The organism is Stenotrophomonas nitritireducens (assembly GCF_001431425.1).
In the GTDB taxonomy this organism is placed as follows: Bacteria; Pseudomonadota; Gammaproteobacteria; order Xanthomonadales; family Xanthomonadaceae; genus Stenotrophomonas; species Stenotrophomonas nitritireducens.
Map to the genome: position 1 here is coordinate 1 of NZ_LDJG01000038.1, position 10,660 is coordinate 10,660.

A 10,660-nucleotide genomic window follows, 5' to 3' on the forward strand; every position below is an offset into this window, starting at 1 on the left:
TCCGTCACCGTCGTCACCGCCCGCTCCAGCAGCTGAATGTCCGCCTCGTGCTGACGCGCTACGTGGGGGTCCTCGAAGAAGATCGCCCGTTGGCAGCGCCCTTCCAGTACGCGGTCGGCGATCTGCGCATCGCCACCGAGCGGGCCGCTCTGGAAACGGTGGATCCACTCCTGATCGCGGGGCCAGCCGCGGCTCCAGGCCAGTTCGTTGAGGCGTTGACCGGTGGTGCCGGTGCCGATGCGCTGGCTGAACTGCGAGAGCACGTCGAAATGCTCGGCGGCGAAGGCCAGCATCTGCGGCTTGCGGGCGTCGTGTGCGATCAGCGCCAGCGTCTGGCTGCCGAAGTCATGCAGGTCGTCGGCACCCGGATCGGCCGGAAGCCCGGCGTGGACGCGCTCCATCTCGACCCAGTCGCGGGCGCTGGCGACCGTGGAGATAAAGGGTTTGCCGTGGATGACGCATTGCCGCTTCAACGCGATGGCTTCGGGGAATACCGACGACGGATCCACCGGGTCGATCAGGTAGATCGCGCCATCGAGGGTGCGTTCCGGCGAGCCCATGCCGACGATCTCGGCGACCAGTTTCATCAATCCGCCCTCGCGGCCATTCGGATAGCGCTTCAGGCCGGGCAGGCTGCCCGGCGGCAAGGCGGCGACGATGGCGTCATGGGTACGGCCGACGGCGTGCAGCTCGACGCCCAGCTCGCGGATGCCATTGGCGCTGGCTCGCAGCCAGCGGAACAGGGCGGCGTCGGCACGTTCGTGGTGCAGGCGGTTGGCGGCCAGGCCGATGCGCATGGGTATCTCGCTGGAATTAGGGAGCCATGAGTTTAAGTGTTGGAGATGACGGTGCCCTGGAGAAGCAGAACATGCGTAGTCATGCATCCGACTCGCCGTACACCCGTCGCGCCTCGACTCCTGCGGCCGCGCAAGAGCGTCTCAGCGGGGTGAAGCCGTGATCCGCTCCATCCCCAGGAAGAGGAGCTTGCCGCATAGCAGTTTCGCTACAGCGGAGCCGGATCTTCAATCGCGCCTGTGGCAGGCAGGTCGCATTTGAGGGCGCAGCCGCAGAAGGCACGGCTCAGTGCAGCAGCAGCTTGATGATGCTGCCTGCGGCGTCGCGACCTTCGGCCACTGCCGTGACCACCAGATCGGCACCGCGCACCGCGTCGCCGCCAGCGAACAGCCGGGCGTTGTGCGTCTGGTACGGCAGGCGTCCGGAGCCGCCGGCGATGATGCGGCCATTGCCCGTCGCTTCGACACCCTGTGACGCCAGCCACTCCGGCAGCGTCGGCGAGAAACCGAAGGCGATGATCACCACGTCCGCTTCCAGCAGCGATTCGCTGCCTTCGACCGGTTCCGCGTTGCGTCGGCCGTTGGCATCGGGTTCGCCCAGCCGCGTCTCCACCACGGTCACGCCGATCACTTCGTCGTCGGCGCCGGCTTCGATGGCCAGCGGCTGGCGGTTGAACAGGAAACGCACGCCCTCCTCGCGGGCATTGGCCACTTCGCGCGCGGAGCCGGGCATGTTGGCTTCGTCGCGGCGGTAGGCGCAGGTCACGCGCGCCGCGCCCAGGCGGATCGCGCTGCGCACGCAGTCCATGCCGGTGTCGCCGCCGCCCAGCACGACCACGCGCTTGCCGTTGAGGTCGGGCAGGGCGATCTGGTCCTCCCAGCCGGCGATCGGGCGGCCATGCGGATCGTCGCCGCCAACGATGCGGCTGTTCTGCACCAGGAACGGCAACGCCGGCAGCACATTCTTGAGGTCCTGGCCGATCAGGCCGCCATCGGTGTAGCGGTAGGCGCCGGTGCCGAGGAATACGGCGTCAAAATCCGCCTGCAGTTGCTCGATGGTGATGTCGCAGCCGATCTCCACGCCCAGCCGGAATTCCACGCCCATGCCTTCGAGGATCCCGCGGCGGCGATCGATGACGCCCTTGTCCAGCTTGAAGCTGGGAATGCCGAACTGCAGCAGGCCGCCAATCCGTTCGTAGCGATCGAAGACCACCGCCTGGATGCCGGCGCGCGCGAGGCGATCCGCGCAGGCCAGCCCGGCAGGACCGGCGCCGACGATGGCCACGCGCTTGCCGGTGGGCTGCACGGCGTGCAGGTCCGGCTTCCAGCCGGTCGCCAGTGCGGTATCGACGATGTACTTCTCCACCGCACCGATGGTCACCGCGCCGAACTCTTCCAGCGTGCAGCTGCCTTCGCACAGGCGGTCCTGCGGACAGACGCGGCCGCAGACTTCCGGCAGCGGGTTGGTCGAATGGCACAGCGTCGCCGCTTCGTGGATGCGGTCTTCCTGCACCAGCTGCAGCCATTGAGGGATGGCGTTGTGCACCGGGCACTTCCAGCTGCAGTACGGGTTGCCGCAGTCCAGGCAGCGGCCGGCCTGGTACTGCGCGTCGGCCTTGTCGAACTTGCCGTACAGCTCGCCCCAGTCACCGGAGGTGCGCAGTTCCACCGGAATGCGCTGCGGCATGGTGCGTGGCAGATCGAGGAACTGGAAGGCTTGCTTGCGGCTCATGGGGAATCTCGGCTGTGGCATCCGGGTGTGGATGCCTGGTCTGGCTTCGCGCAGGAGCGGCTTCAGCCGCGAGGGCTCTGCCGGGGAATGCATCGCGGCTGAAGCCGCTCCTGCGTGGATCTGGTACGGCGTCAGGCGGCGTTGCGCAGCGCGGCGGCCAGCGATTCGATGCTGGCGGCCTTGGGTTTCACCAGCCAGAACTTGCCGACGTAGTCGCGGAACTCGTCCAGGATCTGCTGCGCCCATATGCTGCCGGTCAGCTCGCGGTGGCGGCCGACCAGGGTGTGCAGGTGCTGGCGGTAGTTCTCGAAGCCTTCGGCCGAGATGCGGTGGATGTCGATCAGCTCGTGGTTGTAGCGGTCCACGAAATCGCGGTCGATATCCAGCACGTAGGCCAGGCCACCGGTGAAGCCGGCGCCGAAGTTCAGGCCGACCTTGCCGAGCACGGCGACGATGCCGTCGGTCATGTACTCGCAGCAGTGGTCGCCGGCGCCCTCGATCACCGCCAGCGCGCCGGAGTTGCGCACGCCGAAGCGTTCGCCGGCGCGGCCGGCGGCGAACAGCTCGCCGCCGGTGGCGCCGTACAGGCAGGTGTTGCCGACGATGGCGGTGTTGCGCGCCTCGAAGCGCGCGCCGCGCGGCGGCCGCACCACCAGCCGACCGCCGGCCATGCCCTTGCCGACGTAGTCGTTGGCTTCGCCTTCCACTTCCAGGTTCAGGCCGCCGACGTTGAACGCACCGAAGCTCTGCCCGGCGGTGCCGCGGAAACGCAGGCTCAGCGGTGCGTCGTCCATGCCGTGGTTGCCATGCGCGCGGGCGATGGTGCCGGCCAGGCGCGTGCCCACCGAGCGGTCGGTGTTGTGGATCAGGAAGCGGTGCTCGCCGCCGCGCTTGTGCGCGATGGCGTCGGCCAGCAGGTCGTCCATCTGCGTCACCAGGCTGTCCGGCGACTGGTACAGGCGCTGCGCGGCGCAGTGCGAGCCTTCGTACTGCGCCGGCGCGAGCAGCCGCGACAGGTCGACCTTGACGCCTTCGCGCGGCGAGACATCCAGCTGCTCCAGCAGGTCGGTGCGGCCGACGATCTCGTCCAGCGAACGCGCCCCGAGATAGGACAGCCATTCGCGCACTTCCTCGGCCAGCAGCCGGAAGAAGTTCTCCACGCGCTCGGGCAGGCCGGTGAAATAGCCTTCGCGCAGGCGTTCGTCCTGGGTGGCCACGCCTGTGGCGCAGTTGTTGAGATGGCAGATGCGCAGGTACTTGCAGCCCAGCACGATCATCGGGCCGGTGCCGAAGCCGAAGCTGTCCGCGCCCAGCAGTGCCGCCTTGACCACGTCCAGGCCGGTCTTCAAACCACCGTCGGTCTGCAGGAGGGTGCGGCCGCGCAGGTCGTTGCCGACCAGCGCCTGGTGCGACTCGGCCACGCCCAGTTCCCACGGCACGCCGGCGTAGCGGATCGAGCTGATCGGCGAAGCGCCGGTACCGCCGTCATGGCCGGAGACAGTGATCAGGTCGGCGCCGGCCTTGACCACGCCGGCGGCAATCGTGCCGACGCCGGCATGCGACACCAGCTTCACCGAGACCAGCGCATCCGGATTGACCTGCTTCAGATCATGGATCAGCTGCGCCAGGTCCTCGATGGAATAGATGTCGTGGTGCGGAGGCGGCGAGATCAGGCCGATGCCCGGTTTGGCGTAGCGCAGCCGCGCGATCAGTTCGTTGACCTTGTGGCCGGGCAGCTGGCCGCCCTCGCCGGGCTTGGCGCCCTGCGCGACCTTGATCTGCAGCACTTCGGCGTTGACCAGGTATTCGGCGGTGACGCCGAAGCGGCCGGACGCGACCTGCTTGATCTTGGAACGCTTCTCGGTGCCGTAGCGGGCGGGATCTTCGCCACCTTCGCCGGAGTTGGAACGGCCGCCGAGGCGGTTCATCGCAATCGCCAGCGCTTCATGCGCTTCCGGCGATAGCGCGCCGAGCGAGATGGCGGCGGTGTCGAAACGGCGGAACAGCGCTTCGGCGGGTTCCACCTCGTCCAGCGGCACCGGCGTGGCAGCCGGCCTGAGCTGCAGCAGGTCGCGCAGCGCCGACACCGGCCGCGAATGCACCGCGTCCCTGTACGCGCGCCAGTCCTCGGCCTTGCCGGTGCGCGCGGCGCGCTGCAGGGTCAGCACCACGTCCGGGTTGTACATGTGGTACTCGCCGTCGTGCACGTACTTGAGCAGGCCACCGACCTCGGCCGGAGCCAGCTCGTTCCACGCGCGCGCGGCGAGTTCGCGCGCTTCGGTATCCAGGCGCGGCAGGCCGACGCCGCCGATGCGCGCGGTGGCGTCGGGGAAGCACAGCCGCACCACGTCCGGGTCCAGGCCGATGATCTCGAACAGCTGCGCGCCGCGATAACTGGCCACGGTGCAGATGCCCATCTTGGAGATGATCTTGCTCAGGCCCTTGTAGATGCCCTTGCGGTAACTGCGGCCGATCTGCGAGACCTCGCCGCCCTTCTTCAGCAGCAGGATGCCGCGCCGGCCCATGTCGAACAGCGTCTGGTAGGCCAGGTAGGGATACACCGCGGTGGCGCCGAAGCCGAGCAGGCAGGCCATGTGGTGCGCGTCGCGTGCGGTGCCGGTCTCGATGATCAGATTGACGTCGCAGCGCAGCCCCGACTTCGACAGGTGGTGATGCACCGCGCTGGTGGCCAGCAGCGCATGCACCATCGGCCGCTCGGGGACGGGATAGCGATCGGACAGCAACAGCATCACCACGCCCTCGCGCGCGGCCTGCTCGCACTGCGCGCAGATGCGCTCGATGCCGGCCTTCAGGCCTTCCTCGACGCTGTAGGACAGATCGATCAGGCGGTTGCGCTCGACGTACTGCTCCATCTTCAGCAGCTGGCGCAGCTTGCGCTGGCTCAGCACCGGCGAATTGAGGATGACGTGGTTCACCGTCTCCGGGCCGGCGTGGAAGATGTTGGTTTCCTTGCCGAGCTGGGTGGTCAGCGACATCGCGCACTCTTCGCGCAGCGGGTCGATCGGCGGGTTGGTGACCTGCGCGAACGCCTGCCGGAAGTAGTCGTACAACGGCCGGGTCTGGCGGCTGAGCACGGCGATGGGCGTGTCATCGCCCATCGAGCCGGTGGCCTCCTGCCCGGTCTCGGCCAGCGGCCGCAGCACCTGCTCCACTTCCTCGGAGGTGAGCTGGAACAGCTTGTGGTAGCTGCGCAGCGTCGCTTCGTCGAAGGGTTCTTCGGCCAGCGAAGGGTCGATCAGTTCGGTCTGCAGCCAGGTCACGCCCTGGTGCAGCCACTGCTTGTATGGCGCGCGCGCGCGGTTGATGCGGTCGATGGCGTCCGAATCGAGCAGGTCGCCGCGCCTGAGGTCGATGGCCATCATCTGCCCCGGGCCGAGCTTGCCCTTCTGCACGACGCGCTCGGTGGGCACTTCCCACACGCCGGCCTCGGAGGCGACCAGGAAGTGGCGGTCGGAGGTCAGCATCCAGCGCGCCGGGCGCAGGCCATTGCGGTCCAGGGTGCAGGCGGCATAGCGGCCGTCGCAGGCGACGATGCCGGCCGGGCCGTCCCACGGCTCGCTGTTCAGGCCATGGAACTCGTAGAACGCGGCCAGGTCGGCATCCTTGAACTCCAGCGACTGCGTCGCCGGCGGCACCAGGATGCGCAGCGCCTGGATCAGCTCCATGCCGCCGGCCACCATCAGCTCGAGCATGTTGTCCATGCTCTGCGAGTCCGAGCCGTGCATCGAGATCACCGGGTCGAACTCGGCGATGTCGAACCTCGGCGTCTTCCACACCTTGCTGCGCGCCTGCGCCCAGTGGCGGTTGCCTTCGATGGTGTTGATCTCGCCGTTGTGGGCGAGCAGCCGGAACGGATGCGCCAGCGGCCAGCGCGGCATCGTGTTGGTGGAGAAGCGCTGGTGGAACACCACCACGCTGGAGGCCAGGTCGTGGCGCTGCAGGTCGGGATAGAAGGTGCCCAGCTTGTCCGGCAGCACCATGCCCTTGTAGCTGATGGCCTCGGCGCTGAGGGTGGTGACGTAGTAGTCGGCCGTCTCGCGCAGCGCCTGTTCGCTGCGGCGCCGCGCCAGGAACAGCGCCAGCGCGAACTGCGCGGCGTCCTGGCTGGGGTCGGCATCGACGAACACCTGCTCGATCCGCGGCAGGGTGGCGCGCGCCAGTTCGCCGCAGACGCTGGCGTCGGTGGGTACCACGCGCCAGCCGCGCGGCTGGCAGCCGGCCTCGCGCAGCCGCGCATCGAGTTCGTCGCGGCAGCGCTGCGCGGCATCGGCGTCGTGGGGCAGGAACACCACGCCGGCGGCGAAGTTGGGACCGATGCGGAGCCCGGCCTCTTCGGCCAGCCGGCGCAGGAACACGGTGGGTCGCCGCAGCAGCAGGCCGCAGCCGTCGCCGGTGAGGCCGTCGGCGGCGACGCCGCCACGGTGGGTCATGCGCGACAGGGCGGCGATGGCGGTATCGACGAGGAGGCGGGAGGGCTGGTCGTCCAGCTGCGCGACCATGCCGAAGCCGCAGGCGTCGCGTTCGTCTTGCGGGTCGTAGAGCCCCTGGCGGTTGCGGAGGGTCATCTGTGCCTCGTGGTGCGCGGGTGAGCGGCGACACCTCTCCCTCGTCCATCGCGTCACACCGTGCACGGCCGTGTTGCCGACGCGTGCACGGCATGCCCGTCACTGGAGCGCAGCGTTGAGGCCACCGGATGCGCTCGACTAGATCACAGTTGTTGCGGTGCCGCAATGCATGGTTGCGGCAGCAACCAAAGCCTTGCGGGGCAAGGCTTTGGGCAGGATTCCGTCAGCCGCAGCGGACGCCGCTGACGAGGTTCTTGTCGTCCACTTCGATGTTCAGGCGCTCGCCCAGGAACTCCATGGTGATGGGCTGGTTGGGCTTGAGCATGCGCACCTGGGCGGCACCGGCATCCTGCCTGGCCTGCTCGGCCAGTTCCTCGCTATACGGCTGGCCGACCAGACCTTCGACCTGGCTGGCGTCGCAGGTGCCCACCGGCGGCGGCGTGGTGGCGACCTCCTGGTCCGGCGTGGCGGCGGCATCGGCGGCCTGCTTGGCCTGGTCCAGGGCCTGGTCCTGCTCTTCCGGCGTGGGGCCCTTGCAGGCGCCCAGCGCGAGCACGAGCGAAAGGGCCGCGATCAGGGCGGCGGGGCGGCGCAGGGCGCGCGGCATCGTCGGGATTCGCATCGGAACTCCAGTGCATTGAAAGACGCCTCAAGCATATCGCCTGGTTTCCGGTGTGTACCGTCGCAGCGCGTCATCCCGGCCGCGCGCGACGGCGCGGTTTCAGCCGCAGCGCAGCGCGGTGATGCCGTTGTTGCGCCCGACCTCGATGGTGAGACGGTCGCCGCCGGAGGTGGCGCTCGCCGGCGTGAGTGGCATCGGCGCATCGCCGCGGACGGTCTGCACATGCAGGCTGTCGCTGTCCACGCGCGCGCGCTCGATCGTGCCCGGCGAAGCGGCCAGCCCGGCCGCACCGATCACCTTGTCGGTATGGCATTGGCCGGAGATGACGCCGTCGATGGGCTGGACGCTGGCGACCGGCGCGCTGCTGCATGCGGTGGCGGCGATCAGGACGGCACCGGCAAGGATCGGGCTGCGGTACATGGGGGACTCCACGACGAGGGGCGACGCGCCGAGCCTGCCGCCGCGGCCGTGTGCGGACGATGAAAGCGCCCACGTTGGCGATGACCGCCGATAATGCGTGATCGGCGCACGGAGTGGATCGATGTCGCGACAGGAAGGCTGCAGGATTGTGGTGCTGGGCGGTTACGGACATTTCGGCGCGCGCATCGTGCGTGCTCTGGCCGCCACGCCGGGCATCGCCGTCATCGCCGCCGGGCGCCACCCGCAGCGGGCGGCGGCGAACCTGCCCGGCGTGGACATGGCGCGGGTCCAGTGCCGGCGCCTGGACGTGGACGATCCGGACTTCGCCCGCGACCTGCGCGAGACCCAGGCCGATCTGGTCATCCACGCCGCCGGTCCGTTCCAGGGCCAGGGCTACGAGGTCGCGCACGCCTGCCTGCAGGCCGGCATGCATTACATCGACCTGGCCGACGGCCGCGATTTCGTGCGCGACTTCCCCGCGCGGCTGGATGCGGTCGCGCGCCGGTACGGGCGCAGCGCGATCAGCGGCGCCAGCACGCTGCCGGCGCTGTCCAGTGCGGTGGTCGATGCGCTGCGCGGCCGTTTCGACCTGCTGCAGTCCATCGACATCGTGATCGCGCCGGCGCAGGCCACGCCGCTGGGCATGGCCACGGTGCGCGCGGTGCTGTCGTACTGCGGGCAGCCGTTCGAATGCTGGATCGACGGACGCTGGCAACGCGCCATCGGCTGGGCAGATCCGCAGCCGGTGACCTTCGCACGCATCGCGCCGCGCCTGGCCTCGCCCTGCGACGTGCCCGACCACGACCTGCTGGTGCAGCGCTATCCGGGCGTGTCGACGGTGCGCTTCCGCGCCGCGCTGGAACTGCCGCTGCTGTCGCGCTGCCTGGCCGGCATGGCCTGGTTGCGTCGCCACGGCCTGCCGCTGCCGATGGCGAAGCTGGCCGGCGCCTTCGCCCATGCCGGGCGCTGGTTCGATCGTTTCGGTACCGACCTGGGCGGCATGCGCGTGACTCTGCGCGGCCAGCGCGGTGGCGTCGCCCACCGCGTGTACTGGGACCTCACCGCGCCGATGCTGCATGGGCCGGAGATTCCCACCTTCGCCGCGGTGCTGCTGGCCCGGCGGCTGGCGCGCGGCGAACCGCTGCCGGTGGGCGCGCATGCGTGCCTTGGCCTGTTGGACCTGGCCGCGTTCGAGGACGAATTCGCCCGCTGGCGGATCGACAGCCAGGTGTCCTGAGGGCGGCACCGGAACCTGAAGCGTTCAGCCTGGGCGAGGTCGGCATGCCTTCCGGGCTATTGACTACATTTGTAGTCACGCACTACCGTGGCGACAAATGTAGTCACGGAGTCGACCATGCGCCGCAAGACCATCGGGGACCAGGAACTGGCCCTGCTGCAGTACATCGGGGAGAACGAGCCGGCCAGTGTCGGTGAAGTGGCCGCCGGCTTCGGCGAGGCGCGCGGGCTGGCCCGCTCCACCGTGCTGACCATGATGGAACGCCTGCGCACCAAGGGCTACCTGCAGCGCGAGCAGCACGAGGGCGTGTACCGCTACCAGTCCACGGCCGAGCAGCAGGACGTGGTGAACAGCGCGGTAGGCAGCTTCGTCGAGAAGACCCTGCAGGGCTCGATCTCGCCGTTCGTGGCGTGGATGTCGGAAAAGGCCGAGGTCAGCGACAACGAGCTGGCCGAACTGGAAGCGCTGGTCAGCAGGCTGCAATCGCAGCGCCGGGAGGACTGAGCCATGGATACCGTTCTCGAACTGCTCGGCAACCGCCTGCTCGCCACCAGCGTGCAGACCGTGCTGCTGACCGCACTGGTCTGGCTGCTGTGCCGCTGCGTGCGGCGCCTGCCGGCCGCGACCCAGTGCGGGTTGTGGTGGCTGGTGGCATTGCAGGCGGTGCTGGGCCTGCTGTGGGCCTCGCCGCTGGAACTGCCGGTGCTGCCGGCGCCCGAAGCGCTGCAGATGGTGCCGCAGGCTGCCGTGGCCGCGCCGGCCGCTGCCGCCCCGCTGGTGGTGATGACGCCGCTGCCGCTGGAAAGCGGCTGGTCGTGGCTGCACGTTGCGATGGCGCTGTGGCTGGCCGGCGTGCTGGTGATGGCGCTGCGCACCGCGTCGGCCTGGCGCGCCAGCCGCGCGCTGCTGCGCACGGCGCTTCCCTGCGACGACCATCGCCTGGATGCCGCGCTGCAGCTGGCGGCCGAAGCGCACGGCCTGCGCCGCGCGCCGCGGCTGATGCTCAGCGCGGCCATCGAATCGCCGCAGCTGGTGGGCCCGTGGCGGCCGGTGCTGCTGCTGCCGGCGCGCAACCTGCGGCGCATGGGCGACGACGATCTGGACATGGCCCTGACCCACGAACTGGTGCACCTGCAGCGCCACGACCTGTGGTGGGGGTTGCTGCCGGCACTGTCGCAGCACCTGTTCTTCTTCCACCCGCTGGTGCATCTGGCGGCGCGCGAGTACGCGATTGCCCGCGAAGCGGCGGTCGATGCCGCCGTCGTCGCC

At 69.4% G+C, this 10,660-nt stretch carries 8 protein-coding genes; 3 read left to right on the forward strand and 5 right to left on the reverse strand.

The window, feature by feature from the left end; all coding sequences use genetic code 11:
• From ABB22_RS16995 to ABB22_RS17015, 5 genes are all read right to left on the reverse strand, one after another.
• Positions 1-797 (reverse strand): methylglyoxal synthase (locus ABB22_RS16995; RefSeq protein ID WP_057505426.1); only part of this gene is annotated, 797 nt, incomplete at its 3' end.
• A gap of 283 nt (positions 798-1,080) precedes the next feature.
• A complete protein-coding gene (locus ABB22_RS17000) occupies positions 1,081-2,526 on the reverse strand; it encodes an FAD-dependent oxidoreductase (protein WP_055765630.1) in 1,446 nt (481 codons plus the stop codon).
• A 131-nt stretch (positions 2,527-2,657) separates the two neighbouring features.
• Positions 2,658-7,112, reverse strand: coding sequence for a glutamate synthase large subunit (gene gltB, locus ABB22_RS17005; protein WP_055765633.1), 4,455 nt, complete (start codon positions 7,110-7,112; stop codon positions 2,658-2,660).
• A gap of 223 nt (positions 7,113-7,335) precedes the next feature.
• A complete protein-coding gene (locus ABB22_RS17010) occupies positions 7,336-7,734 on the reverse strand; it encodes an I78 family peptidase inhibitor (protein ID WP_055765636.1) in 399 nt (132 codons plus the stop codon).
• Between the two features lie 99 nt (positions 7,735-7,833).
• Positions 7,834-8,154: a hypothetical protein gene (locus ABB22_RS17015; protein WP_055765641.1), complete on the reverse strand. Its 321-nt coding sequence runs from the start codon at positions 8,152-8,154 to the stop codon at positions 7,834-7,836.
• A 121-nt stretch (positions 8,155-8,275) separates the two neighbouring features.
• Here ABB22_RS17015 and ABB22_RS17020 point away from each other — a divergent pair, with 121 nt between their 5' ends.
• The 3 genes from ABB22_RS17020 to ABB22_RS17030 all read left to right on the forward strand — a co-directional run.
• Positions 8,276-9,391, forward strand: a complete 1,116-nt coding sequence (locus ABB22_RS17020) for a saccharopine dehydrogenase family protein (protein ID WP_055765643.1) — start codon at positions 8,276-8,278, stop codon at positions 9,389-9,391.
• 117 nt (positions 9,392-9,508) lie between these two features.
• Entirely contained in the window at positions 9,509-9,895 is a 387-nt protein-coding gene (locus ABB22_RS17025) for a BlaI/MecI/CopY family transcriptional regulator (protein ID WP_055765645.1), read from the forward strand.
• Between the two features lie 3 nt (positions 9,896-9,898).
• The coding region (locus ABB22_RS17030) for a M56 family metallopeptidase (RefSeq protein ID WP_244481359.1) at positions 9,899-10,660 on the forward strand (762 nt) is incomplete at its 3' end.